Genomic DNA, 23,245 nt, shown 5'->3' on the forward strand with positions numbered 1-23,245 from the left:
CGATGGATGTACGCACGTTCGAAGCCGCCTGCATGGCCAAACCCGGGGTGAGTGCCTCGTACCCGTTTGGGCCGGAGGCGCACGTCTTCAAGGTCCTGGACAAGATGTTCGCCCTGGTGGCGGTGGATAGCGCGCCCCTGCGGGTCAGCCTCAAGTGCGATCCCGAGCGCGCCTTGATCCTGCGCGAGACCTATCCCGCCATCCAGCCGGGTTATCACCTCAACAAGCGTCACTGGAACACGCTGACGCTGGACGAAAGCTTATCGGACGAGCTGGTGCTCCAGCTCGTCGCCCACTCTTACGAGCTGGTTGTTAAGAGCCTGAAGAAGGCAGAGCGAGAGCAGCTGAGCGCTCGGTAGGCAGGTGGGGAGCGAGCAGCTCGACCACGGCCTCCACCCAGGCGGGGTGCGAATTGAGCGAGGGCACCAGGCGCAGATCCTCGCCACCCGCCGCGATGAAGGTCTCCTTGGCGCGCATGCCGATCTCTTCGATCGTCTCGAGGCAATCCGCCGTGAAGGCGGGACACATGACGGCCAGGCGCTTGACGCCCTTTTTGGCGAGCTGGATGAGCGTCTCTTCGGTGTAGGGCTGGATCCAGGGGGTGCGACCCAGGCGCGACTGGAAGGAGACGCTGTACCGTTCGGTCGGTAGCGAAAGGGCCCCTGCGATCGCCCGGGCGCTCGCGTAGCACTGGGCGCGGTAGCAGTTGCGGTTGGCGCTGGTCATGCGATCGCAGCACCCGGCGCTCGCCAGGCAGTGGCTGCCGGTGTCGTCCCCCTTCTTGAGGTGGCTCTCGGGCAGTCCGTGGAAGCTGAAGAGCATGTGGTCGGGGGAGAAGTCCTCCATGACGGGCTGGGCGATCGCCGAAAAGGCCCGGACGAAGGCCGGGTGGTCGTAGAACGGCGCCACCACCTGCAACGACGGGACGTTGTTGCAGGTGCCCGCGGCGCGGTAGACCTCCTGCAAGGACGAGCCCCCGGTGGACGAGGCGTGCTGCGGGTAGAGGGGCAGCACCACGATCCGGTTGGCGCCCTTGCGGCGCAGGACGTGCACGGACGACTCGATCGAGGGGGAGCCGTAGCGCATGGCAAGCTCCACCGGCACCTCGGGCCCCAGGGCCTCCCGCACCAGCGCGAGCAGGTCCCGGCTGTGGAAGCGCAGGGGCGAGCCTTCTTCGGTCCAGATCTCCCGGTAGGCCGCTGCCGAGCGCTTGGAGCGGAAGGGCAGGATGACGAGGTTCAGGAGCATCAGGCGCACCGGAGTGGGCATGGTCAGCACCCGCGGATCCCCCAGGAACTCGGCCAGGTAGTCCCGGACCTCGGCGGTGACGGGGGCGTTGGGGGTGCCCAGGTTGATGAGCAGGACTCCGGTCGATTCCACGTTCTTCCCTTTCTGGCGCGCAGGGGCGCCATCTGGGGATTTTAAGCCGTTTCGAAGGGTCCGTCCAGCGCGGGCGCAGCCGACGAAACCGGGCATGTGACGGCTGTTGGCCGCCCTGGGCGGATCGTAGGAAAAGTGTCATCAGACGCTCAAAGGCCCCCCTGCATGCAGGGGGGCCTCCGGGGGGACGAACTAGGCGCTACATGATCCGGACGAGGGGCTGGTAGCGACCGTCGACGGTCTTGACGTAGATCAGGTCGGCCTGACCCTGGCCACCGCCGCCGCCCTTGAGCTGGAAGACCTCAAGCCCCTCGACGATGCCGAGCGAGACGACCTGGTCGTCCTTGAGGGGCAGCGACTCGCCGCGGGTCTGGTAGATCTTATTCTCGAAGGCGACGGTGCGGGTGCCGACCTTCTGATCGTAGGCGTTCTGGGACTTGCCGTGCATCATCCCGGCGCAACCGCTCATCAGGGCTCCGGTCATACCCAGGCAGAGCGAGAGCACGAGCAAACTCTTACGCATGCGGGAGTATCCTCCTCTATCGAGCCATCCCCCGCTCGGGGGAGGTTTTCGGGTGTTGGAGGGGAGCATAGCCGGCTTGGAGCCTGTGCGCCTCGGTCAGGCCCACGAAAGCCCTTGTGAGCGTTCTAGCTGAGGTTTTCCACCGGGATCGCGCGTAGCTCGGCGGCTTTCTCTTCAGGCAAGGTATCGTTGATGAAAGTGCCAGCGCCCGACTCGCAACCGGCCAGGTACTTCAGCTTATGGGCGGTCCGGTTGGGCGGGTAGAACTCCACGTGGAAGTGGCAGCCCGGGTGGTCCAGGCCATCGGTCGGCCGCTGGTGCATGACCATCATGTAGGGCAGGCTGAAGCCGAACAGCCCGTCGTACTTCCGCATCACCGTCTTGAGCATGCGGGCGAAGTCGAGCCGGGCCTCGCGATCGAACTGGTCGATCGCCTCCACGTGCCGCTTGGCGTAGAGGTGCACCTCGTAGGGATAGCGGGCGTAGAAGGGGATGAGCGCGATAAAGTGCTCGTTCTCGGCGACGATCCGGCGGCCGTCACGCCGCTCTTCTTCGAGCACGTCGCAGTGGAGACACCGGCCCGTCTTGGCGTGGTGCTTGGCCTGGCTCGAAAGCTCGCGCTCGATCTTGGGGGGCAGGTAGCTGAAGGCGTAGATCTGGCCGTGGGGATGGTGGAGGGTCACCCCGATGGCCTCGCCCTTGTTCTCGAAGATGAAGACGTAGGAGATCTCGTCGCGCGCGCCGAGGGCCCGGTAGCGGTCCTGCCAGACCCGAACGAGCCGCTCGATCTCGGGGATCGTGCGGTCCGCGAGGGTGCCCTCGTGCTTGGGGGTGTAGAGCACCACCTCGCAGGCCCCTGTGGCCGGCCGCACCGGCATCAGGTCGCTGCCCTCGACCGCGGGCGCGTCCGGGTGGGGCCTAAAGGAAGGAAACTTGTTCTCGAAGACCACGTACTCGTAGTCGGAAGCCGGCACCTCGGTGGGGAAGCCACCGGGCTTGGTCGGGCAGATCGGGCAGTAATCCGCCGGTGGCATGAAGGTGCGGTCCTGCCGGTGGGTCGCGGTGACCACCCACTCTTCGGCGATGGGGTTCCAGCGCAGCTCGGACATCAGTCGGCCTCCGGCACGAAGCGGTAGTAGATCAGGGTGCGGCCGTCTTCGAGGGTGATCGGCTCCTTCTCCATGCGCTCCGGCTCCTGGGCGGATCCGGCCGGGCCTGCGGGATCGGGTGAGGGCGTGGGCGTCATGGCGGCTCCTTTCAGGGACTCGGGCCCATGGTAACGGAATTCCGTCGCCCGGCCCAGGGCGCGATTTTTTTTCAAAGGAGACGCAAGATCGCTTGTTGGTTAAGCTATATTTAAGTTAAAATTAACCTCAGTTCCGTCGCCCCCTCGATCTCGCGAGGTACTCGTCTTGTTCAAGCGTTCGCTCCGCGCCGCCCTCTCGCTGTTCGCCGCCTCCATGGTCGCGAGCTGCGGCCTCGCTTCCGGCCCGCTGGGCGGTGACGGGGAAGGGGCGCCCATCGCCTTCTCCTCCAAGGACCAGATCGTCGCCGTCGAGATGACCTACAAGCAGCGCGACCAGCTCAACGCCCTGGTCAACGCGGGGGCCGACATCTGGTCGGTGGATCGCAAGGGCATGCGGGTCAAGGGCTCGCTCAACCAGGCCCAGTACGAGAAGGCCAAGACGCTCGGCTTCAAGATCGTCCGCCGCAGCGATCGCTACCTCAACAACACCTTCGACAAGGGCTACCACACCTACGACACCATGCTCGCCGAGCTCCAGGAGGTCGCGGCCAAGTACCCCCACCTGGTCGAGTTGCAGGACATCGGCGACGGATGGGAGAAGACCCAGGGCAAGGGCAGCCGCGACATCTGGGCGGTCCACTTCAAGAAGGCCGGCACGAGCAAGCCCACCGTCCTGTTCGCCGGTTGCCACCACGCCCGCGAGCTCGCCACCCCCGAGGTGGTGCTCAAGATGGTCCACCACCTGGCGGACGGCTACGGCAAGGACGCCGAGGTGACTGCGGCCGTCGACAACCGCGACATCTGGCTGGTGCCCATGGTCAACCCGGACGGCCACGGTCTCGCCGCCAAGGGCAACAACCACCGCAAGAACACCAACAACGTCACCGGCGGCAAGAGCCGCCTCGGGGTGGACCTGAACCGCAACTACGACTCGTCGTGGGGCACCGCGGGTGATTCGGGCAACCCCGAGTCCGACACCTTCCGCGGCACCAAGGCCTTCTCGGAGCCCGAGACCCAGACCATGCGGGACCTCATGCTCCGCATCAAGCCCGTCGTCTACCTCACCTTCCACTCCTTCAGCAACGCCGTCATGTGGCCCTGGGACAAGAAGGACGAGCCCGCTCCGGACAAGCGCCTCGCCCCCATCGGCCAGGCCATGGGCAAGCTCTCGGGCTACGATGCCTACCAGGGCAGCAAGATGTACGTCAACAGCGGCGACGACGTGGACTGGGCCTTCGAGAAGCTGGGCACCCTCGCCTACACCGTCGAGATCGGTAGCTACAACGACGGCTTCGATCCCCCCTACTCGCGCATGCCCCGCTTCTGGGACGAGAACCGCCCCATGATGCTCCTCGCCCTCAAGCTCGCCGACAACCCGGATGCGATCTTCGGGCCCAAGGTCCAGGCGGCAGGCACCGCGGGTCAGCTCAGCCTCCAGGCCGAGACCCCCATCGTCCAGGCCGAGTACTTCGTCGGCCGCCCGGGTGCCGCGGGCACCGGCACCCCGATGCAGATCGGCGATCGCAAGGCCGCCGCAGCCGTTCGCTCGGCCACGCGTCAGGTGGTCTACGTCCACGCCAAGGGTGCCAACGGCGCCTGGGGGCCCTGGGACACCACCTGGAGCAACTAGCAAAAGGATGTTTCGCCGCGAGGCCGCCCCTTCCACGGGCGGCCTCGTCGCGTTCGGAAGAGAGAACCCATGAAGACCAATGCCGTTCGTTTGCTGGATCAGGCCAAGGTGTCCTACCGCCTCGTCGAGTACGAGGTCGACGAGAGCGACCTGTCGGCCGAGTCGGTCGCGCGCAAGATCGGCCTGCGCGACGCGGAGATCTTCAAGACCCTCGCGCTCAAGGGCGACAAGACCGGGGTGCTCCTGGTACTGGTGCCGGCGGGCACCGAGCTGGACCTCAAGGCGATCGCCCAGGTGAGCGGTAACAAGCGTTGCGAGATGCTGCCTCTCAAGGACGTGCAGCCCGTGACCGGCTATATCCGGGGAGGCGTCTCGCCCATCGGCACCAAGAAGCGCTTTCCGGTCTACCTGGACCAGAGTGCCATGGATCAGGCCACCATCAGCATCAGCGCCGGGGTGCGGGGGACCCAGATCCTGCTTGCGCCCGCTGACCTGGTGAAGATGGTGCAGGCGACGCTCGCGCCCGTGGCCAAGCCTGCCGGATCGCCTTCGGCGGAGTTAGAATGAAGCCTGCCCCGATGAAGGGGCGTCACTTTATCACAAGGAGACATCATGGCCACCACCTGTTCGACGTGCGCCGGCAAGGGCGTCACGACCTGCCGCAAGTGCTACGGTTCCGGCAAGATGGATCATCCGGCCGGCTACGGCGAGACCATGTGCGATGCCTGTGACGGCGATCGCGAGGTCGATTGCGCGCGCTGCGAGGGGACCGGCGAGCTGGCATCCGCCTAGCGACAAGAGGGAGTTTCGGTGCACGATCGCGATTTAGACCATCTGCGCGAGGGCCTGAAGGCGATTGATGCCTGGAAGGATACCTTCGCGCCTTTCGAGCCCTCGTCGCTGCTCGCGGTGGAGCCGCAGACCGTCTCGACGGTCCTCTCCGAGCTGGCGACGAGGCTTCAGGACAACTACCCCTTCTTCCACCCCCACTACGCGGGGCAGATGCTCAAGCCGCCCCATCCCGTCGCCATGGCCGCCTACCACATGGCCATGCAGATCAACCCCAACAACCACGCGCTGGACGGGGGCCCCGCCACCGCCGCCATGGAGCGAGAAGCCGTCGCCGAACTGGCGCGGATGTTCGGCTATGCCGAGCACCTGGGGCACTTGACCAGCAGCGGGACGATCGCGAACCTCGAAGCCCTCTGGGTGGCGCGCTGCCTGCATCCCGACAAGGCGGTGGCCTTCAGCCGCCAGAGCCACTACACCCACCAGCGCATGTGCGAGGTCCTCGGCATTCGGGGAGTCGCCATCGAGGTGGACGATCGCGGCAGGCTCTCGCTCGACGATTTGCGCGCGAAGATGCAGCACGAGCCCATCGGGACCGTGGTCGCGACCCTCGGAACCACCGGGCTCGGCGCGGTCGATCCGCTCGATGAGCTGATCCCCTTCGCGAAAGAGGCGGGCCTTCGCGTCCACGTCGATGCGGCCTACGGGGGCTTCTACCGCCTGCTCGCCGAGCTCACGCCGTCTCCGGTGCCTGCGGCCCCCTTCCGCGCGATCGCCCAGGCCGACAGCATCGTGGTCGATCCCCACAAGCACGGCCTCCAGCCTTACGGCTGCGGCTGCGTCCTCTTCAAGGACCCGTCGGTCGGCGTGCTCTACCGGCACGACTCGCCCTACACCTACTTCACCTCGGCGGAGCTGCACCTGGGCGAGATCAGCCTGGAGTGCTCGCGCGCGGGCGCGGCGGCCGCCGCCCTCTGGGCCACCATGCGCTGCCTGCCTTTCGCCCCCGAAGCGGGCCTCGGGCTCAGCCTCCAGGCAAGCCGCCGCGCGGCGCTGGCCTGGGCCGAGCTTCTCACGGACAGCACGGCGCTTCACCTGGTGATGCCGCCGGAGCTGGACATCGTGACCTTCTTCCCGACGGGGGGCGGCTGGAGCGCCAGCGCGATCAGCCAGGAGGCCGATCGGATCTTCCGGACCCTGATGGAGGCCCCCGAGGCCCCCATCTTCCTCGCCAAGCTTCAGCTCCCGAAGAGTCTGGTGGCCCCCCGGGCCCCCGAGCTGGTCTGGGATCAGGACACCGTGACGGTCCTGCGCTCGTGCCTGATGAAGCCCGAGCACGAGCACATCGTCCCGGAGCTCCATCGAAGGGTCGAGGAGGCGGCTAGAGTGCCTTCAAGGCGCTGAGCAGCTCACGGGCCGGGGCCGTGGGGTGGACTCCCTTTCGCCAGATGATGAAGAGGTGATCGGCGAAGGCGCGCGGGGCCTCGGCCACCACGGCGAGCGTCCCCTGCGCGATCCGCTCCTGGATGGAGAGCTCCGGCAGGAAGGCGACGCCCACCCCCGCCTCGCAGAGGTGGATGGCGGTTTCGAGCAGTTCGACCTCCGCGACGATCCGCCGGGGGTGCGTCTCTTCCGGCCAGCCGTCCAGGCTCTCCGGCATCTCGCGCCTAAAGAAGCGGGGCACGATGTAGCCGAGCTCCTGCCATGGGCGCTTCTCCTGGGGGAGCCCCGCGATGACATAGGGCGTTCGCATCCCTTCCACCCACTCGAACTCCGCTCGCTTGGGCGGGGAGAGCAGCAGGCCCACGTCCGCCTTGCCGGTGGCCACCCAGTGTTCGACGTCGTCCGGCGGCATCTCGTGCAACTGCGGCCGGACCTTGGGGAAGCGCTGGATCAGGTCGGCGAGGATCGGGGGCAGCAGGTAGTGGTACCAGAGGCCATCCCCGGCGATGGCCACGGGCCCCATGGGCTCGGAGCCTCGCCATTCCGCCATCGCTCGCTCGGCATTCTCGATGCTGCGCAGGATCGCGCGGGCCTCTTGCAGGAAGACCTCCCCCGCGGCCGTGAGGCCCTCGACGCGGCGATCGCGCTCGACGAGCTTCAGGTTGAGCTGCTTCTCGAGCCCGGCGACCGCTTTGCTCAGGGCCTGAGGCGTGATGTGCAATTCGGTGGCCGCCGCGTGGAAGTTGCGGGCCTGGGCGACCGTGACGAAGTAACGGAGCCATTCTGCGTTCATGGGTCGATAGCCTCTCTCGGGAATAGCCGGTACGGGGTCTTGGGACGCAGAAGCCAACAGGCACGGGCCAAGGGCCGTGCCTGTTGCATGAGCTCGTATGGAGTGGGGGGCTTTATTCAGCCGTTATCGGCAGGACGTTCGCCGGCGAGACGAAGGCGAGCTCTTAACTCAACCATAGCCTTGAGGCCATCATAGGTTCGTTCGAGAGGGATGGAAAGCGATGAAATCTTGGGTTGTCGTCAACGATTGGTTGATAAGGCCTGTTTCCGGCTCAGAGGGCCTTCAGGGCCTTTAGGATCTCGCGGGTCGGGGCCGTCGGCTGGACCCCTTTGCGCCAGATGATGAAGAGGTGATCGACGAACGCGCACGGGGCCTCGGCCACCACGGCGAGCGTCCCTTGCGTGATCCGGTCCTGGATGGACAGCGCCGGCAGGAAGGCCGCGCCCACCCCTGCCTCGCATAGATGGATGGCGGTCTCCAGCAGTTCAACCTCCGCGACGATCCGCCGCGGGTGGGTTTCTTCCGGCCAACCGTCCAGGCTGCTCGTCGTCTCGCGCCTAAAGAAGCGGGGCACGATGTAGCCTAGGTCTTGCCAGGTGCTGCCTTCCTGGGGCCTTCCCGCGATGACGTAGGGCGTGCTGAGGCCCTCCGCCCACTCGAACTCCGCTCGCTTGGGCGGGGAGAGCAACAGGCCCACGTCCACCTTGCCGGCAGCCACCCAGTGTTCGACGTCGTCCTGCAGCATCTCGTGCAGCTTCGGTCGAATCTTCGGGAAGCGCTGGGTCAAATCGGCGAGGATCGGAGGCAGCAGGTAATGGTTCCAGAGGCTGTCCCCGGCGATGGTCACGGGCCCCATGGGCTCGGATCCTTGCCATTCGGCCATGGTGCGCTCGGCGTTCTCGATGCTGCGCAGGATCGTCTTGGCCTCCAGCAAGAAGGCCTCCCCTGCGGCCGTGAGCCCTTCGACCCGGTGGCTGCGCTCGACGAGCCTCAGGTCGAGCTGTTTTTCCAGCCCGGCGATCGCCTTGCTCAGGGCCTGAGGCGTGATGTGCAGCTCGGCGGCCGCCGCGTGGAAGTTGCGGGCCTGGGCGAGGGCGACGAAGTACCGGAGCCATTCTGCGTTCATGGGTCGAGAGCCTCTTTCGCGCGTAGCCGGCAGAGCGACGATGCCCGCCAACTGATATGGTAGGCCATCCCCCTGGCTTCTGTCTGCTAGGAAGGCGCACCATCACTCAGCCGAGCGGTGAGGACGCGGCCCCAAGAAGGCGCCCCCCCGACGTCATCGTCGGGGGGGCGCCTTCTAAGGCTTGATGGTTTAGCGCGTCAGGCGATTCACTTCGAGCCGCAGGGCGAACGCGGCCATGCCGACGCTCCAGGCGATGCGGCGATCGGTCTGCTTCTCTTCGGCCGCGCTGAGCTCCTCAGCGAGGGCCTTCATTTGGGCGGCGGTGGTGACGGCCTTGCCGTTCAGGGTCGCCGAGCCGAAGTCGGGCACGTAGCGATGGGGGTTGGGGTTCATGACGAGGACCAGGTGGAAGTCGCCCTTGGCGTTGCGGCCCTTGATGACCGTGGTCCCGGCGTCGTCGGCGGTGCCGGTCGCGCTGGTCACGACCAGGGTGGAGGTGGCGGAGGCGGCGGTCGCGGTGTTCGAGCTGGCGTTCGTGGGGGCGGCGACGGGGGCGGTACCGCAGCCAACGAGCGCGGACATCATGAGGACGGCGATGGCAACGGTGAACTTCTGCATTTTCGAGGCCCTTTCTTAATCCAAAACTCAACTGATGTTAGGGATATCGGGGGCGCATTTGAAAAGCTGAAGTGAACGATTGTTGACAGGCTGTCAACTTCTGGTTGGCAATCAAATGTATCGGGCCCGGGCAGCTGCCCGGGCCCGAAAAGGGCGGTGCGCTACGCCTCGCTAGGGATGTCGGAAAGGACGCGCTCAAGCAGGCCGCGCACCTGGGTGGCGACCGGCTCGACGGCGGGGTTCTCGACCACCGAGAGCATCTTGGCGGGCTCGATGGCCTTGACCCAGACCCCCTGCGCGTCCTCGTAGACCACCACGTTGCAAGGCAACAGCAGCCCCAGGTCGGGCTCGGCGGTGAGCGCCTGGTGGGCGAGGCCGGGGTTGCAGGCCCCCAGGATCACGTAAGGCGGCCGATCGACGCCGAGCTTGGCCTTGAGGGTGGCTTGCACGTCGATCTCGGACAGGACGCCGAAGCCGTTGGCCTTCAGGGCCTCCTTGGTCTTTTCGAGGGCGGTGGCGTGGTCGAGTTGGACCTTGCCGCCCAGCCCGTACGTCTCCATGGCGAATTGCATGTCTTTCTCCTTTATGGCTTGCGTGCGATGAACCGGGTGACGGCGGCCGCTCCCTGGTGGAACGGCCCTTCGTCCAAGTGGATGACCTCTTCGCGGGCGACCAGGACCTCCCAGCCCTCGAAGGCGCTCGAAAGCTCCGCGAGGGTCATGAGCATGTCGGGATCCTTGGGGCCCCCGCTCTGGTAGGCGAGCTGCTCGGGGGAGAACTGCTCGGTCATGAAGAGCCCGCCGGGCTTCAGGGCCCGTCGGATGGCCTCGTACAGAGGGCCCCTGGCCGACGACGGCAGGTGGCAGTAGATGTTGAGGATCGCATCCCACCGCTCGGTGCCCAGGTCGTGCGTGGTGACGTCGCCGAGGATGGCCTCGACCGCCACGCCCCGCTGCTCGGCGAGGCGCCGCAGCTTCTCGAAGCCCGCCGCCGAGCTGTCCAGGGCCGTGACGACGGCGCCCTGGGCCGCAAGATAGGTGGCGTTGCGCCCCTCGCCCTCGCCGAGGCTCAGGACCCGGCTGCCCGATGGCAGCAGGTGGGCCTGGTCGGCCACGAAGGTGTTGGGGGCCTCCCCGTAGACGTAGGTGTCTTGGCTGAAGCGTTCATTCCAGAAGGTGGCGGTCATGGTGGCGTCGAAGCTCCTTTCGAGGGATCAGTGGATGTCGAGCAGGCGAATGAGCGCGTAGCTCGTCACCGCGAGCAGGCCGAAGCCCGCAAGGCCCGCGTAGATGACCTTCATCCCGGCCTTGCGGATCATGCCGAGCGGGGTGTTGAGGCCCATGGCGGCCATGGCCATGACCATCAGGAAGATGCTCGCAGTCGAGAGCCAGCCCTTGAGGGCGCCGGGGAAGAAGCCGAGGGTAGCAGCCAGACCCATGGCCAGAAAGCCGATGACGAACCAGGGGATCGGCGGCTCCTTCCAGGTGTAGCGCAAGCGCCCCCCTCCGTCCAGGGCGAGCCCGACCACGACGAGGGCCGGGGCGAGCAGCACCACCCGGGTGAGCTTGACCAGGGTGCCCATGTCGCCTGCCTCGGTGCCCCAGGTGAAGGCGGCGGCCATGACCTGGGCGACCTCGTGCAGGGTGGAGCCCGAGAGGATGGCGAGCTGGTGGTCCGTCAGCCCGAAGAAGCGGCCGGTGAAGACGTAGAGCAGCACCCCGGCGGTGCCGAGCAGGCCCATGAGGGCGACGGCGAGGGTGGTCTGATCCTCGTCCGCCTTGGCGACGCTCGACGCCGCGGCCACTGCGCTCGCGCCGCAGATGCTGGTGCCGACGGCGATGAGCAGGCCGAGCTTGCGCTCGACCCCGAAGCGCTTGGTGATCCAGAAGATCCCCGCGATCCCCAGCGCGATCATGACCACGTCGAGGAAGAGGACCTTGGGCCCGGCCTGGGCGACCACGCCGAAGTCGAGCCGGGCCCCCATCAGGACGATCCCGGCGCGCAGCACGGTCTTGGCGGTAAACTTGGTGCCCGGTACCGCGACGGCCGGCAGCCCTGCGGTGGCCCGCCACAGGATGCCGATGAGCAGAGCGACCGTGAGAGCGCCCACCACCTTGAGACCGGGGAAGGTGGCGAGCCAGTAGCTGGCGGCTGCGAGTACCAGCGCCAGGAGCAGCCCTGGCGCCGGATTCGACTTGAGGGGCGGGGCCGGAGCGGTCGTGGTGATCATGGGCGGCCCCTTAGATGAAGAGCGACGTGCGGCTCTTGAGCGCGTCCGCCATGAAGGCCGCCACCCCGCCGAGCTCCGCTTCGGGCAGCAGCTCTTCGCGCTTGATGCCCATGACGTCCATGCTCATCTCGCAGGCGGTGAACTTGACGCCCATCTCTCGGGCCAGGCCGATGAGATCCTCCAGCGAGGCCACGTCCTTTTCCTTCATCATCTGCCGCAAGAGCGCCGCTCCCGCGCCCATGAAGGCCATCTTGGACGGGTTCAGCTCCTGGGAGCTCGAAGGGGTCATGAGGGCCATCATCCGCTCGCTCAGCGACTTGTCGTCGAAGAGGCGCTTCTGCTTGATGGCCGAGAGCCCCCAGAAGGTGAAGAACATGGAGACGTCCATGCCCATGGTGGCGGCACCCGTCGCGATGATGAAGGCGGCGAGTGTCTTGTCCAGGTCGCCCGAGAAGACGACCATCGAGACCTTGTCCTCGGGCACGTTCTCCCTGATCGCGGCGAGTTCCGATTCGAGGCGCGAAAGGCGCGCCTCCAGGGCTTCGAGCGTGGCGGTGGCTTCCATTACGAGTCCCCCTAGCCCTGGCGCTCGATGATGTGGACGTACAGCTCGGAGCCGTCCTCGGTTTTGATGCTCTGCTGGTCGAGCAGGCGGGCGGCCTTGTTGGTCTTGCTCCAGCCCTGGAAGTCCAGCACCGAGCCTTTGTCCGTCGCGACGACCGCGAGGGTCTCGCCGGGGGTCATGGTGTCCAGCGCCTTCTTGGCTTTGACGATGGGCATGGGGCACTTGAGGCCCTTCACGTCGAGGGTCTTGGTGGTGTTCAGGCTATCCATGGGAATGCTCCTCTCTGTCTTCACGGTACATCGGTAGGGTATCTTTGGGCTAAACGATGGCCTTGCTCGCGGCGCACTGGTTCTTGCCGATCTCGAGGGCGGTGCGCTGGTCCTCGCAGGCTTCCACCAGGCCCAGGTTCACCCGGCGGATCTCGCCGTAGAGTTCGGGCTGGGGGCGCATGTTCTCCTGGATGAAAGCGACGAAGGCCTTGGCGTCCTCCAGTTGAAGGGCTGGGTTGTTCTGGCGGATCTCACCGAGCTCGCCCGACACGATCCCGTCGTCGCGGATCTCGTCCAGGCTCGCGTAGTGGCCGGGCAGCACCGTCGTGTCGTCACCGAGCCGGCGAATCTTCTCGACCAGGGTCTGGTAGAGGTCGTGGGCCCACTCCTCGGCGTGCCCGCCCAGGTCGGGACGGCCGACCGACTTGACGAAGAGGGTGTCGCCCGCGATCAAGAAGCGCTCGTCCACCACCAGGCTGGTGCTGCCGGGCGTGTGGCCCGGGGTGTGCTCCTGGAGCACGTCCACCACCAGCTCGCCCAGCCGGATCTGGCCCTCGCCGGTTGCGACCTCCAGCTTGCCGAAGCTCGCGTCCGCCTCGTGGAGGTGGTAGGGAGCGCCCGTCACCGCTGCGAGCTCGGGAGCGCCCGAGACGTGGTCGGCGTGGACGTGGGTGTCCACCACGTGAGTGATGCTCAGGCCGCGCTTTTGGGCCTCTTCCAGGTACTGGCCGACGTGCCGTCCCGGATCCACCACGATGGCTTCCTGGCCCGAACCCACCAGGTACGAGAGACAGCCCTTGCCGACCCGGTTGAACTGCAGGAGGGTGAGGCGATCGCTCGAAGGCACCACCTCGCGCACCTCGTACAGGTCGCCCCAGCCCTGCATGCCCTGCGCCATGTTCAGGGCGTTGTAGCCCGCCTCGCGCAGCATTTCCGCCACGAACTCGGAGGAGCCGCCCTTGGCGCAGACCACCACGATCTCCTGCTCGCGCGAGAAGGGCAGGGAGGCGATCGCCACCTCGGCGTCCTCGATGAAGTCGAAGTACGGCACGTGGGCCATGGGGAAGCCGTGCTTGCTCTCGATGCGCCAGGCCTCGTACTCATCGGCGTTGCGCACGTCGAGCAGGGCGATCGCCTCCTGGCGATCCAGGCGCGCCTTGAGCTCGGCGGGGGTGAGTTCGAACATGGCTACCTCCTGCTTGATGGTTATTTACCATACCCCACTAGGGTATTAGTCGGGCATCGTAGGGGATCGCGATGGAAGAGTCAACCACCGCCTGTTCAACCCCAGGTATCGAGGGCCATCTTGAGGGCGGTCGCGCCGATCACGAGGGCCATGGCCCAGCGCAAGGCTTTGACCGGGGCGCGCAGCGAGGCCTTGGCCCCGATGGGCGCGCCCACGACCGCCCCTGTGACCAGGAGGGCGGCATGTTGCCAGGGGATCTGGCCGGTGAGGGCCTTGGCCGTGGTGGCCGAGAGGGCCGAGAGGAAGACGATGGCCAGCGAGTTGCCGATGATGAGGCGCAGGGGCAGGCCTAGCATCGAGCGCATGAGCGGGGACAGCAAGAAGGCGCCGCCCGCTCCCAAGAGGCCCGAGAGCACGCCCACGCCTGAGGCGATCGCAGCGGCTCGTGCGGGCTTGAAGTCTTCGGGCAGCGTTTCGCCGTCGGCCGAGGCCGGGGCGGGCAGGACCATCAGGAGCGAGGCCGTGGCGGCGAGGGCCGCGAAGAGGCCGCTCAGGGCCCCGGTCGGCACGTGGCGCGAGAGGGCGCCGCCGATGGCCGAGGCCCCGGCCATGGCGAGGCCCATGGGCAGGGCCACCCGCGTCGAGAAGTGACCCGCCTTGCGGTGGGAGAGCAGGCCGATGAGGGAGGCCGCGAGCACCTGGACGATCGACATGCCGCCGATCTCGACGAGGCCGAGGGGCGTAAAGCCCAAGAGCGGGGGCAGGTAGAGCAGCATGGGGATCAGGACGATGGCCCCGCCCACCCCGATCAGGCCCGAGATGAAGGCGCCCACGAAGCCGATGACGAACAGCAGCAGGGTCATGGCGATTCTCCGAGATGGGTAGTACGGGGTAGGGGTATGATAGTTCCAATTCTCGGTGGCCGTCAACGTCCGCTTCTCAAACAAAACAGGGGGCAGGCCATGCCTGCCCCCTATTGTTTCGATGAAGTTTTTACGATTCGCCGCGGGACTTGCGCTGGCGCATGGCCAGGGTCCAGACGGTGGCCGACGCGATGCCGAAGGCGGCGATCGCGACCATGACCATGGCGTTGTAACTGGCGACCAGTGCGGTGGCTTTCTCGAGCATAACTTCTCCTCACGCAGAAAGAACACGATCCGGCCTTCATCGTAGGCCGGATCGTGTTGCGTGCGGGTGATCTCTGGCTTAAGGCCGGATCTTACTTGATCAAGCCGATCTCGCGCAGGCGCTGGTTGAGGAACTCGCCGGCGGTGATGGGGGGATCCTTGCGGGGATTCTCCTCGGTGACGAACATGTCGAGGGCCGTGAGGTCACAGGCGCTGTAGGGGTGGACGAAGAAGGGCATCGAGTAGCGCTCGGTGTTCTCGCCCTCGGGGTTGACGACCCGGTGGGTGGTCGAGGGGATCACGTGGTTGGTGACGCGCTGGAGCATGTCGCCCGAGTCCACGACGATCTGGCCTTCGAGGGCGTCGATGGCCATCCACTCGCCCGTGTGGGTGAGCAGCTCCAGCCCCGACGAGGTCGCCTCGCAGAGGATGGTGATCATGTTGATGTCTTCGTGAGCGGCGGCGCGCACGGCGCGGGGATCGGCGTCCGGCGCGAGGGGCGGGTAGTGGATGGTGCGCAGGATGCTGTTGCCGTCCTTGACCATGTCCGAGAAGGTGGTCTTGGGCAGCTCGAAGTAGTCGGCCAGGGCGTAGAGGAAGGTGTCGACGCAGCTATCGAGCTGGCTGTAGAGCTCGAGGACGGTCTCCTTGAACTCGGCGATCTCGGCGGGCCAAACGTTGTCCGGGTACTCGGAGCGGAAGGGATGGCCGGCGGCCAGCTCGCGGCCGACGTGCCAGAACTCCTTGAGGTCGGGGACGGGGTTGCCCTTGGCGTTCTCCGAGCCGAACTCGGTGTAGCCGCGCTGACCGCCGTGGATCTTGCCGTACTTGCGCTTGGTCTCGAGGTCCAGGGCGAAGAAGTCCTTGTACAGGCGATACGCCTTGCGGATCAGACCCTGATCGATGCCGTGGTTACCGACAGTGATGAAGCCGAATTCCTTGAGCCCGTCGCCGAGCGTCTTGACGAACTTGTCGCGGGTCTCGGGCGAACCCGAGCGATAGTCGTTCATGTCGACGACAGGGATTCCCACGCGTTGGGTGACTTGCATCATTCCTCCTCGAAAGAGTGGTGTCCTGCTCTTATCATCGGACCTCCCGACAGGATCCTTGCGAAGCGGCGCGAAGATTCCCGGGGATTGTCGACTTTATTTTTCTTTATGGTAGCTGAAATGGGCCAGTGGCGCTCCTCTTGAACCACAAATACCTGGGTTTTTGCTGAAAAAAAGCACGAGTTACGTACTTTCTACGTAACGCATTATTGCGAGCGCGGGAATACCTTCCAAGTAGCTTTTCCCCTGAAAGTCGCAGCATTACTTCACAGCCGTTCAAGAGGAGGGCCATTCGATGACCATGCTCCACCAGAAGTATCGCCTCAACGACTCCAACCTCGCCCTTCGCCGGCAGTTCATGCGCTTCACCGCCCGAGAGACGCGCCTGCTCGCGAGCCTTGCGTCCTGGGCGGAGCGCGTCGCCGACGCCATCGCGCGGGACTTCTACACCCACCAGTTCGGGTTCCAGCCGACGCTGGACTTCTTCGGGGCCAACGCCCGGCGCAAGGGCGTGAGCCTGGAGCAGCTGCGCGCGCACCTCGAGAAGGCGCAGGCCGGCTACTTCCGCGAGATCTTCCGGGAGGCGGCGCGGGGCGGGGACTTCGGGGTGGAGTACTTCGAGAAGCGCCTCAAGGTCGGCAAGCTCCACAACGTCATCAACCTGCCCATCAAGTGGTACGTGGGCAGCTACCCTTATTACCAGGAGCTGGTGGCGGCTTATTTGCTCAAGGCCTTCCCCATGCGCCCCCTGTTGCGCGCACGGGCCGAGCGGGCCATTTCCAAGGTCTTCAACTACGACATTCAGGCGATCACCGAGGCGTTCTTGCACGACCAGTTCGAGACCATCGGCTTCAAGCTCGATCGCGTCGCGGTCGAGAGCCCCGCGCACGACCTCTCGGACGGCTACGCCGCGATCAAGGAGGTCCTGCGCCAGTCGATCGAGGGCATCTGCGACACCAGCCACACCCTGGTGGCCTCGGGCGAGATCCTCTCGGCGAGCGCTGCGAGCGGCCTTGCGGCCATTCAGCAGAACAGTCGCAACATCCAGCGCATCTCCCATGACGTGGAGGGCCTCTCGGCGGGCATGGAGACGGCTTCGAGCGTCATCGCCGAGATGGTGACGAGCATCCGGCACGTCGCCCAGAACGCCGATCGGGTGGCCAGCGAGGTGGGCGACACGTCGGCGGCGATCAACCAGATGGCCGCGAGCATCCAGAGCGTGGCTCAGTCCGTTTCGGATGCCAACGGCGAGGCCGAGCGCGCCGCCCGGGTCGCGGATGAAGGCAACGGCGCGGTGGCCCAGGTGGCCGAGGGGATGGCGCGGATCAACCGGGTCATGGCCGAGGTGGTCGAGGTGATGGGCGGGCTCGACCAGCGCTCCGCCGAGATCGGCTCGATCGTCGAGACCATCGACGACATCGCCGAGCAGACGAATCTACTGGCGCTCAACGCGGCCATCGAGGCGGCCCGTGCCGGCGAGCACGGCCGGGGCTTCGCGGTGGTCGCCGACGAGGTCCGCAAGCTCGCCGAGCGCTCGGCTGTCGCGACCAAGGAGATTGCCGGCCTCATCAAGGGGATTCAGGCGAGCAGCCATCAAGCGAGCCTTGCGACCCGCAACGGCGAGGAGGCGATCCGGGTTGGCACCGAGCTCGCGCAGAACGCGGGCGGCTCGCTGAAGGTCATCGTGGGCTCGATCGCGCACGTGAGCGCCCTGATGGCGCAGATTACCCAGGCCACCCAGGAGCAACGCCGGGCCTCGGCCCTGATCACCCAGGCGGTCGGGGCCATCACCGACCTGACCCGGCAGATGACCCAGGCGACCCGCGAGCAGGCCTCAGGCTCCGAGCGGATCGTCGAGGCCGTGACCCACATGGATCGCCTGACCCGCGAGGCCGCGAGTGTTACCGAGGCCCAGAAGCAGGATGGGGTGCAGGTCGAGCAGGCGATCGTCCGGATCGATCAGGTCGCGGGGGGGCTGCGCCAGGTGGTCGAGGGGCTGCAGGAGGCGAGTTCGCACTTCGCGCGCGAGGAGCAGGCCTCTCGCCAGGTGCCCGCGCTGCGGCCGGCGGTGCCGGCGCTGCCCTCGCGCGATTGGGGGCGGTACTCCGTCTAGGCCCCGGAAGGCTCGTCGTCGTGGAGGATGCGATACTTCTCGCCCTCCACGTCGTCGTATTCTCCGGCCCGGATCCCCTTGATCAGGACGTGCAGCAGGTAGGCTGCGCCCAAGAGGGTGATGGGCATGATGAAGAACATGAGTTCCAAGGCGTCACCTCGACAGGCGCAGGGAGTTGAACAGGACCAAGAGCGAGCTTGCGGGCATCAGCACCGCTGCCCACTGGGGCGAGACCCAGCCCATGGCTGCGATCGGCACCGCCACCACGTTGTAGAGTGCCGAGAGGGCGAAGTTGGCGCGGATCGTCCGCACTGTCGCCTCCGAGAGCTGGAAGGCCTCCAGCAGCTGCGCGAGGCGATCGCCCAGCAGCACCACCCCCGCGGCCGAAGCGGCGATCGCCGCCCCCTGCCCCATGGCGATGCCCACGTCGGCGCTCGCAAGGGCCGGAGCGTCGTTCACCCCGTCGCCCACCATGGCCACGGTGCGGCCCGGGCCTCGCTGGGATTGTACCACCGCGCGCTTGCCGTCGGGCAAGACGTCCGAGAAGGACCGCCCCAGGCCGAGCGCGCGGGCGATAGCTTCGACCACGGGCTTGCGATCGCCCGAGAGCAGCATCCCCTCGATCCCGCGGCCCTTGAGTGCGTCGAGGGTCTCGGTCGCGTCCGGGCGCAGGGTGTCGGCGATCGCCAGAGAGCCCACCAGCACCCCGTCGCGCTCCACGAAGATACGGCTCTCCGTTTCCTGCCGAATTTCGGCTTCCGCCTCGGCGCCTAGCCAGGCGGCCTTGCCGACCCGCACGCGAGCGCCCTGAACCATGCCCTCGACCCCGTGGCCGGGCACGGCCTTGAAGCCTTCGACTGAAAGTGGCTCGATCCCTTGCTCGCGGGCGTAGGCCGTCACCGCCCGGGCCATAGGGTGCTCCGAGAGGGCTTCGAGCGAGGCGGCGAGTGCCAACCCCTCGCCCTCCACCTGGGTCACCCGCATCCGGCCCGCCGTCACGGTGCCCGTCTTGTCCAGGATCAGGTGGGTCACGGCGCGCAGGCGTTCGAGCTCCTCGCCGCCCTTGAACAGGATCCCCTCGCGGGCTCCGCGCGCCATGGCCACGGCGATCGCCGCGGGGGTCGCGAGCCCCAGCGCGCACGGGCAGGTCACGATCAGCACCGAGATGGTGTTGCGGATGGCCGCATCCAGCCCGCGCGGCCAGTTGAGCCAGAACGTCACGGCCGCCACCAGCACGAGCAAGGGCAAGAAGACCACCGCCGCCTTGTCCGCGAGGACCTGGGAGGGGGCCCTGGCGGCGTCCGCCTCGCTCACCCACTTTACGATCTGCGCAAGGGTCGTCTCGGCGCCCACCTTCTCGGCGCGGATCACGAGCGCGCCTTCCAGGTTGAGGGTGCCCGCCGTGACAGGGCTCGCAGGCTCCTTGGAGACCGGGACCGACTCGCCGCTGAGCATGGCCTCGTCCACGTGGCCGCTGCCTGACTCCACCCGCCCGTCGACGGGGATGGTCTCGCCGGGGCGGACTAGGAGGCGATCGCCCACCCGGATGGCGGCAGTGGCGACCGTCTCCTCGCCCTCATCGCCGAGCCGGGTCGCGCTGGGCGCCGCCAGCCGCCAGTGGCGCTCGGCCTGACCGAGCACCCGGCGCCTCACCGATCCTTCGAGGGCGCGGCCGAGCAGCAGGAAGAACAGGAGCGCGAGCAGGCAATCGAAGTAGACCGGCCCGCGGCCCGAGACCGTCGCCCAGACGCTCGCGAGGTAGGCCGTCAGCGAGGCGAGGGTGATGGTGGCGTCCATGGTGAGCACCCGGGCCCGCAGCCCGGTCCAGGCGGACTTGAAGAAGGGCCAGCCCACGTAGAGGGCGGCGGGCGTCGAGACCGCGAGGCCGATCCACGCCAGCATCCGGCGCAGCTGGTGCTCGCTCGCGTCGAACCCGCCCCAGTTGAGCCCCTCGCCCACGAACATGGCCCCGAGCGCGGCGAGGGCCGCGACCGAGAGCCGGATCAGCATGGTGCGCTGGCGGACGCGGGCCTGCCGATCGGTGCCGGTGGGGTCGTAGGGGGAGGCAGGGTAACCGAGCGAGGCCAGCAGGCCCGCGATCGCTCCGAGCCCGATCACGGCGGGATCCCAGAGGATGACGGCGCGGCGGGCGGTGAAGTTGACCCGCACCGAGGCGATCCCGTCGCGCTGGCCGAGGATGCGCTCGATCAGCCACACGCAGGCCGAGCAGTGGAGCCCTGAGAGCTCCAGGACGACCTCGCGCATGCAGGCGCCCTGGGGCGTGGAGATGCTCTCCTGGAAGTGGGGATCGTCGTAAGGGAAGTCCTGGGCGGTTTCGGGCTTGAGGCCGAAGCCCTCGCGCTTGGCGTAGAAGCTCGAAAGCCCCTGATCGCCGATCAGCTCGGCAGCGAGCCTACAGGCCTTGCAGCAGAAGGTGCGCGTCTCGTCGCCGACCTGCGCGAGCACGGGGGAGGTGGCGTCGAGCCCGCAGTGGAAGCAGGCGACGATGCGCGGGGTCCCGGCCGTCGGCGCGAGCGGGGTCATGACCCGGGGGCCTCCAGGTGCAGGCGCTCACGATGGTCGTAGCGCGTCGCGCCCTGTTGGATCTCGACCGTGGCGTCCCAGAGGCCTTCGAGCGGGACGGTGACCGGGGCCTCGAAGCGGCCCGCTCCGACGTGGGCGAGGGTGATGCGCTGGTCGTAGCCTGCCTTGGTCGGCCGGAAGAGCTGGAGGGTGACGGTGGCGCCGTCGAGCGGGCGGTTTTCCCGATCCTTGAGCGTCACGGTCGCCTGCGCGGCGCGCTGGGCCGTCTTGGGGGCGTCGAGGACGACCTGCCAGCCCTGCCGGTTTTCGCGCTGCGCGCGCTGGACGTCGTAGTTGAGGCCGTGCTTGTAGTAGTGCTCGACCACCAGGCCGTCGTCGGTCCTGGCCCCCGCCACGATGGTGCCGATGTCGACCGCCAGGGCGATGACGAGGATGCCGATCATGCCGCCGACGAACTTCTGGGCGTAGGTGAACTTCATGAAGGCCTCCTCTTAGCTTCCGGTCCCTTGGCGGACTTGGCGATCGGGCAGGACGAAGGTGCTGCCGCGCTTGGCAACCTTCTTGCCGGTCTCGGTGTCCACCAGGACGAACGTGAACTTGTCGACGCTGGTCGCGTCTTGCACGGGATTGACGGCCAGCGCCACGCTCTGTTGTACCACCTCGCCCGCGCGGGCCGCGATCTGCGACGAGCCGCCGATCACCTCGGCGTCGAGCCCCTCGATTTCCAGGCGGTAGGTGTGGTCGTGGTCGTCCTTGTTGAGGGCCTTGACCATGTAGACGTTGCTGATGCGGCCGTCGGGCAGCTGCTGGTAGACGAAGCTGCGGTTGCGCAGCACGTCCAGGTCGGTGGTGGGGCGCACGGCGATGGAGGTGGCCATGGTGCCGACCACCACCAGGAGGGCGGCGCCGTAGAAGGCCAGGCGCGGGCGGAACTTGCGCGGGGGCTGCCCCTTCATCTCGCGCTCGGTGGCGAGGCGGATGAGGCCCTGCTCGAAGCCGACCTTGCCCATCACGTGGTCGCAGGCGTCCACGCAGCGCATGCACGAGATGCACTCGTACTGCAGGCCGTTGCGGATGTCGATGCCGGTGGGGCACACGTCCACGCACAGGTTGCAGCTGACGCAGTCGCCCGCCGTGCGCTCCTCGCCCTTGCGGAAGAACTGGCGCGGCTCGCCGCGCTTGACGTCGAAGGTGACCACCATCGACTCGGGATCGGTCATGATCCCCTGGAAGCGGCCGTAGGGGCAGGGGAACTTGCAGACCCAGTCGCGGGCGTGCCCGAAGTCGGCGTAGGCGAGCGCCGTGAAGAAGGCGAGCGCACCCCAGTTGGCGGGGGTGAAGCCCAGGGTGACGAGGCGGCGCAGCACCTCGGGGGCCGGGACGAAGTAGGCGAGCAGGTTGAGGCTCAGGAGCAGGGACATGGCGACCCAGATGCCGTGCTTCAGGAAGCGCTTCTTGGTCTTATCGAGCGTCCAGGGGGCCTTGGCGAGCCGCATCTGCTGGGGGCGATCGCCGTCGATCCAGCGCTCGACCTCGAGAAAGAGACTGGTGCCCACGGTCTGGGGGCAGGTGTAGCCGCACCAGGCGCGCCCGACGAGCATGGTCGTGGCGAAGAGCAAGAGTGCGGCGGTGATGAGGAGGAGGGTGAGGAGGTAGACGTCCTGCGGCCAGAAGGTCACCCACAGGATGTGGAACTTGCGGCCGGGGATGTCGAGGAGCACCGCAGGCCGATCGCCGATCCGCCACCAAGGCAACAGGAACCAGCTCACGAGCAGGAAGGCGAAGACCTTCCAGCGTTGGGCCTGGAAACTGCCCCAGATGTTCTTGACGAAGATCTTGCCCTTGAACATCTCGGTGTTGGGCTTGTAAGCGGCGGGATCGGCCATGGCGGTACTTCTTTCTAGTTACTTGTTACTTGCCGGGGTTCTCCAGGTGGTAGATGAAGGCAGTGACTTGCTGGACCTTGGTCTTGCCGAGCACGCCTTCCCAGGCGGGCATGCCCTTGGCGGTGCCCTTGGAGATGATGTGCTCGATGTCGGCGGGGGTGCCGGTGCCGTAGGCCCAGTAGGGGGGCGTGACCAGGTTGGGGCCGATGCCGCCCTCGGCGCTGACCCCGTGGCAGGCGGCGCAGTTGGCCGCGTAGACGGCCTTGCCCGCCTCGATCGCCTTGGGGTCCTTGACGATGGCGTCGATGCCGAGCGCGGCTTCGCTCGAGGCGGCCTTGGCCGCGACCTGGGAAGCGACCTGGACCTCATGGTCGTACTTCTTGACCTGGCTCCACTTGAGCAGGCCGGGACCGAACCAGCTCGGGAAGAGGACCTGATAGACGAGGGCGAAGACGACGGTGGCGTAGAACGTCGCGACGATCCAAGGGGGGCTCGGGTTGTCGTACTCGCCGATGCCGTCGATGGTGTGCAGGATCTTGGGTTCGGGCTTGGGCTTGGGTGCGGACATTCGCTTAATCCTCTTGCAGCGGGATGAGGGCGTAGGATTCCAGGCGGGTCTTGTTCCGCCGCCCGTACGCGTAGAAGACCACTCCCACGAAGATCGGGAAGAACATCAACAGCGAGACGATTTTGCAGGCGGTGGCGAAGGTATCGAAGCTCATGGCTGC

Annotated in this window: 27 protein-coding genes; 6 read left to right on the forward strand and 21 right to left on the reverse strand. The window is 67.0% G+C overall.

Annotated features, from left to right (window positions below):
• Positions 1-2: 2 nt before the first annotated feature.
• On the forward strand, positions 3-359 hold the full coding sequence (locus J7643_13235; protein ID MBO9541546.1) for an MmcQ/YjbR family DNA-binding protein: 357 nt from the start codon (positions 3-5) through the stop codon (positions 357-359).
• Here J7643_13235 and hemH read toward each other — a convergent pair.
• The 4 genes from hemH to J7643_13255 form a co-directional block, all read right to left on the reverse strand.
• Positions 313-1,476 carry a ferrochelatase gene (gene hemH, locus J7643_13240; GenBank protein ID MBO9541547.1) on the reverse strand — a complete coding sequence of 388 codons (1,164 nt, stop codon included), beginning with the start codon at positions 1,474-1,476 and terminating at the stop codon, positions 313-315. The genes J7643_13235 and hemH overlap by 47 nt on opposite strands.
• Before the next feature lie 103 nt (positions 1,477-1,579).
• On the reverse strand, positions 1,580-1,903 hold the full coding sequence (locus J7643_13245) for a hypothetical protein (GenBank protein MBO9541548.1): 324 nt from the start codon (positions 1,901-1,903) through the stop codon (positions 1,580-1,582).
• A 125-nt stretch (positions 1,904-2,028) separates the two neighbouring features.
• Positions 2,029-3,012: a galactose-1-phosphate uridylyltransferase gene (gene galT, locus J7643_13250; protein MBO9541549.1), complete on the reverse strand. Its 984-nt coding sequence runs from the start codon at positions 3,010-3,012 to the stop codon at positions 2,029-2,031.
• Entirely contained in the window at positions 3,012-3,149 is a 138-nt protein-coding gene (locus J7643_13255) for a hypothetical protein (GenBank protein ID MBO9541550.1), read from the reverse strand. The genes galT and J7643_13255 overlap by 1 nt, the downstream gene beginning before the upstream one ends.
• Positions 3,150-3,315: 166 nt before the next feature.
• Between J7643_13255 and J7643_13260 the strand changes: the two genes are divergently transcribed.
• The 4 genes from J7643_13260 (at position 3,316) to J7643_13275 (ending at position 6,972) form a co-directional block, all read left to right on the forward strand.
• Positions 3,316-4,779, forward strand: a complete 1,464-nt coding sequence (locus J7643_13260; protein ID MBO9541551.1) for a zinc carboxypeptidase — start codon at positions 3,316-3,318, stop codon at positions 4,777-4,779.
• 69 nt (positions 4,780-4,848) lie between these two features.
• Positions 4,849-5,346: a Cys-tRNA(Pro) deacylase gene (ybaK, locus tag J7643_13265; protein MBO9541552.1), complete on the forward strand. Its 498-nt coding sequence runs from the start codon at positions 4,849-4,851 to the stop codon at positions 5,344-5,346.
• Between the two features lie 45 nt (positions 5,347-5,391).
• Complete coding sequence (locus tag J7643_13270) at positions 5,392-5,571, forward strand: hypothetical protein (protein ID MBO9541553.1); 180 nt, start codon at positions 5,392-5,394, stop codon at positions 5,569-5,571.
• A gap of 42 nt (positions 5,572-5,613) precedes the next feature.
• The gene (locus J7643_13275; protein MBO9541554.1) at positions 5,614-6,972 is read left to right on the forward strand and encodes an aspartate aminotransferase family protein; all 1,359 of its coding nucleotides are present in this window, start codon (positions 5,614-5,616) and stop codon (positions 6,970-6,972) included.
• Here the strand turns inward: J7643_13275 and J7643_13280 are convergent.
• The 11 genes from J7643_13280 to J7643_13330 all read right to left on the reverse strand — a co-directional run bounded on the left by J7643_13280 (position 6,950) and on the right by J7643_13330 (position 15,974).
• Positions 6,950-7,804, reverse strand: coding sequence for a LysR family transcriptional regulator (locus J7643_13280; GenBank protein ID MBO9541555.1), 855 nt, complete (start codon positions 7,802-7,804; stop codon positions 6,950-6,952). The genes J7643_13275 and J7643_13280 overlap by 23 nt on opposite strands.
• Positions 7,805-8,075: 271 nt before the next feature.
• The gene (locus J7643_13285) at positions 8,076-8,930 is read right to left on the reverse strand and encodes a LysR family transcriptional regulator (GenBank protein ID MBO9541556.1); all 855 of its coding nucleotides are present in this window, start codon (positions 8,928-8,930) and stop codon (positions 8,076-8,078) included.
• A 189-nt stretch (positions 8,931-9,119) separates the two neighbouring features.
• Positions 9,120-9,548: a hypothetical protein gene (locus J7643_13290; protein MBO9541557.1), complete on the reverse strand. Its 429-nt coding sequence runs from the start codon at positions 9,546-9,548 to the stop codon at positions 9,120-9,122.
• 161 nt (positions 9,549-9,709) lie between these two features.
• Positions 9,710-10,108, reverse strand: coding sequence for a DUF302 domain-containing protein (locus J7643_13295; protein ID MBO9541558.1), 399 nt, complete (start codon positions 10,106-10,108; stop codon positions 9,710-9,712).
• A gap of 23 nt (positions 10,109-10,131) precedes the next feature.
• A complete protein-coding gene (locus J7643_13300) occupies positions 10,132-10,734 on the reverse strand; it encodes a class I SAM-dependent methyltransferase (GenBank protein ID MBO9541559.1) in 603 nt (200 codons plus the stop codon).
• A gap of 27 nt (positions 10,735-10,761) precedes the next feature.
• Complete coding sequence (locus tag J7643_13305; protein ID MBO9541560.1) at positions 10,762-11,778, reverse strand: putative sulfate exporter family transporter; 1,017 nt, start codon at positions 11,776-11,778, stop codon at positions 10,762-10,764.
• A gap of 10 nt (positions 11,779-11,788) precedes the next feature.
• Positions 11,789-12,343, reverse strand: a complete 555-nt coding sequence (locus tag J7643_13310) for a DsrE/DsrF/DrsH-like family protein (GenBank protein MBO9541561.1) — start codon at positions 12,341-12,343, stop codon at positions 11,789-11,791.
• Between the two features lie 11 nt (positions 12,344-12,354).
• Positions 12,355-12,612 carry a sulfurtransferase TusA family protein gene (locus J7643_13315; protein MBO9541562.1) on the reverse strand — a complete coding sequence of 86 codons (258 nt, stop codon included), beginning with the start codon at positions 12,610-12,612 and terminating at the stop codon, positions 12,355-12,357.
• Between the two features lie 49 nt (positions 12,613-12,661).
• On the reverse strand, positions 12,662-13,798 hold the full coding sequence (locus J7643_13320) for an MBL fold metallo-hydrolase (protein ID MBO9541563.1): 1,137 nt from the start codon (positions 13,796-13,798) through the stop codon (positions 12,662-12,664).
• Between the two features lie 95 nt (positions 13,799-13,893).
• A complete protein-coding gene (locus tag J7643_13325) occupies positions 13,894-14,661 on the reverse strand; it encodes a sulfite exporter TauE/SafE family protein (protein ID MBO9541564.1) in 768 nt (255 codons plus the stop codon).
• Between the two features lie 356 nt (positions 14,662-15,017).
• Entirely contained in the window at positions 15,018-15,974 is a 957-nt protein-coding gene (locus J7643_13330; GenBank protein MBO9541565.1) for an isopenicillin N synthase family oxygenase, read from the reverse strand.
• 295 nt (positions 15,975-16,269) lie between these two features.
• Between J7643_13330 and J7643_13335 the strand changes: the two genes are divergently transcribed.
• The gene (locus J7643_13335; protein MBO9541566.1) at positions 16,270-18,087 is read left to right on the forward strand and encodes a globin-coupled sensor protein; all 1,818 of its coding nucleotides are present in this window, start codon (positions 16,270-16,272) and stop codon (positions 18,085-18,087) included.
• On the opposite strand, the gene ccoS is transcribed toward J7643_13335, so the two are convergent.
• Genes ccoS through J7643_13365 form a run of 6 tightly spaced genes read right to left on the reverse strand, consistent with a single transcriptional unit; the run spans position 18,084 to position 23,239 of the window.
• Positions 18,084-18,236: a cbb3-type cytochrome oxidase assembly protein CcoS gene (gene ccoS / locus J7643_13340; protein ID MBO9541567.1), complete on the reverse strand. Its 153-nt coding sequence runs from the start codon at positions 18,234-18,236 to the stop codon at positions 18,084-18,086. The genes J7643_13335 and ccoS overlap by 4 nt on opposite strands.
• A 4-nt stretch (positions 18,237-18,240) precedes the next feature.
• The gene (gene cadA, locus J7643_13345) at positions 18,241-20,631 is read right to left on the reverse strand and encodes a cadmium-translocating P-type ATPase (protein MBO9541568.1); all 2,391 of its coding nucleotides are present in this window, start codon (positions 20,629-20,631) and stop codon (positions 18,241-18,243) included.
• Positions 20,628-21,110 carry a FixH family protein gene (locus tag J7643_13350; protein MBO9541569.1) on the reverse strand — a complete coding sequence of 161 codons (483 nt, stop codon included), beginning with the start codon at positions 21,108-21,110 and terminating at the stop codon, positions 20,628-20,630. Before J7643_13350 ends, cadA begins: the two co-directional genes overlap by 4 nt.
• Positions 21,111-21,122: 12 nt before the next feature.
• The gene (gene ccoG / locus J7643_13355) at positions 21,123-22,517 is read right to left on the reverse strand and encodes a cytochrome c oxidase accessory protein CcoG (GenBank protein ID MBO9541570.1); all 1,395 of its coding nucleotides are present in this window, start codon (positions 22,515-22,517) and stop codon (positions 21,123-21,125) included.
• 25 nt (positions 22,518-22,542) lie between these two features.
• Complete coding sequence (locus tag J7643_13360; protein ID MBO9541571.1) at positions 22,543-23,085, reverse strand: c-type cytochrome; 543 nt, start codon at positions 23,083-23,085, stop codon at positions 22,543-22,545.
• A 4-nt stretch (positions 23,086-23,089) separates the two neighbouring features.
• Positions 23,090-23,239 carry a cbb3-type cytochrome c oxidase subunit 3 gene (locus tag J7643_13365; protein ID MBO9541572.1) on the reverse strand — a complete coding sequence of 50 codons (150 nt, stop codon included), beginning with the start codon at positions 23,237-23,239 and terminating at the stop codon, positions 23,090-23,092.
• Positions 23,240-23,245: the final 6 nt, after the last annotated feature.

This window comes from bacterium (assembly GCA_017744355.1).
Classification (GTDB): domain Bacteria; phylum Cyanobacteriota; class Sericytochromatia; order S15B-MN24; family UBA4093; genus JAGIBK01.

Excerpts from the sequence above, each read along its gene's own strand:
- J7643_13235 (MBO9541546.1), top strand. The coding sequence starts at position 3 with ATGGATGTACGCACGTTCGAAGCCGCCTGCATGGCCAAACCCGGGGTG.
- hemH (MBO9541547.1), bottom strand. The coding sequence starts at position 1,476 with ATGCCCGGTTTCGTCGGCTGCGCCCGCGCTGGACGGACCCTTCGAAAC.
- J7643_13245 (MBO9541548.1), bottom strand. The coding sequence starts at position 1,903 with ATGCGTAAGAGTTTGCTCGTGCTCTCGCTCTGCCTGGGTATGACCGGA.
- galT (MBO9541549.1), bottom strand. The coding sequence starts at position 3,012 with ATGTCCGAGCTGCGCTGGAACCCCATCGCCGAAGAGTGGGTGGTCACC.
- J7643_13255 (MBO9541550.1), bottom strand. The coding sequence starts at position 3,149 with ATGACGCCCACGCCCTCACCCGATCCCGCAGGCCCGGCCGGATCCGCC.
- ybaK (MBO9541552.1), top strand. The coding sequence starts at position 4,849 with ATGAAGACCAATGCCGTTCGTTTGCTGGATCAGGCCAAGGTGTCCTAC.
- J7643_13270 (MBO9541553.1), top strand. The coding sequence starts at position 5,392 with ATGGCCACCACCTGTTCGACGTGCGCCGGCAAGGGCGTCACGACCTGC.
- J7643_13280 (MBO9541555.1), bottom strand. The coding sequence starts at position 7,804 with ATGAACGCAGAATGGCTCCGTTACTTCGTCACGGTCGCCCAGGCCCGC.
- J7643_13285 (MBO9541556.1), bottom strand. The coding sequence starts at position 8,930 with ATGAACGCAGAATGGCTCCGGTACTTCGTCGCCCTCGCCCAGGCCCGC.
- J7643_13290 (MBO9541557.1), bottom strand. The coding sequence starts at position 9,548 with ATGCAGAAGTTCACCGTTGCCATCGCCGTCCTCATGATGTCCGCGCTC.
- J7643_13295 (MBO9541558.1), bottom strand. The coding sequence starts at position 10,108 with ATGGAGACGTACGGGCTGGGCGGCAAGGTCCAACTCGACCACGCCACC.
- J7643_13300 (MBO9541559.1), bottom strand. The coding sequence starts at position 10,734 with ATGACCGCCACCTTCTGGAATGAACGCTTCAGCCAAGACACCTACGTC.
- J7643_13305 (MBO9541560.1), bottom strand. The coding sequence starts at position 11,778 with ATGATCACCACGACCGCTCCGGCCCCGCCCCTCAAGTCGAATCCGGCG.
- J7643_13310 (MBO9541561.1), bottom strand. The coding sequence starts at position 12,343 with ATGGAAGCCACCGCCACGCTCGAAGCCCTGGAGGCGCGCCTTTCGCGC.
- J7643_13315 (MBO9541562.1), bottom strand. The coding sequence starts at position 12,612 with ATGGATAGCCTGAACACCACCAAGACCCTCGACGTGAAGGGCCTCAAG.
- J7643_13320 (MBO9541563.1), bottom strand. The coding sequence starts at position 13,798 with ATGTTCGAACTCACCCCCGCCGAGCTCAAGGCGCGCCTGGATCGCCAG.
- J7643_13325 (MBO9541564.1), bottom strand. The coding sequence starts at position 14,661 with ATGACCCTGCTGCTGTTCGTCATCGGCTTCGTGGGCGCCTTCATCTCG.
- J7643_13330 (MBO9541565.1), bottom strand. The coding sequence starts at position 15,974 with ATGCAAGTCACCCAACGCGTGGGAATCCCTGTCGTCGACATGAACGAC.
- J7643_13335 (MBO9541566.1), top strand. The coding sequence starts at position 16,270 with ATGACCATGCTCCACCAGAAGTATCGCCTCAACGACTCCAACCTCGCC.
- cadA (MBO9541568.1), bottom strand. The coding sequence starts at position 20,631 with ATGACCCCGCTCGCGCCGACGGCCGGGACCCCGCGCATCGTCGCCTGC.
- J7643_13350 (MBO9541569.1), bottom strand. The coding sequence starts at position 21,110 with ATGAAGTTCACCTACGCCCAGAAGTTCGTCGGCGGCATGATCGGCATC.
- ccoG (MBO9541570.1), bottom strand. The coding sequence starts at position 22,517 with ATGGCCGATCCCGCCGCTTACAAGCCCAACACCGAGATGTTCAAGGGC.
- J7643_13360 (MBO9541571.1), bottom strand. The coding sequence starts at position 23,085 with ATGTCCGCACCCAAGCCCAAGCCCGAACCCAAGATCCTGCACACCATC.
- J7643_13365 (MBO9541572.1), bottom strand. The coding sequence starts at position 23,239 with ATGAGCTTCGATACCTTCGCCACCGCCTGCAAAATCGTCTCGCTGTTG.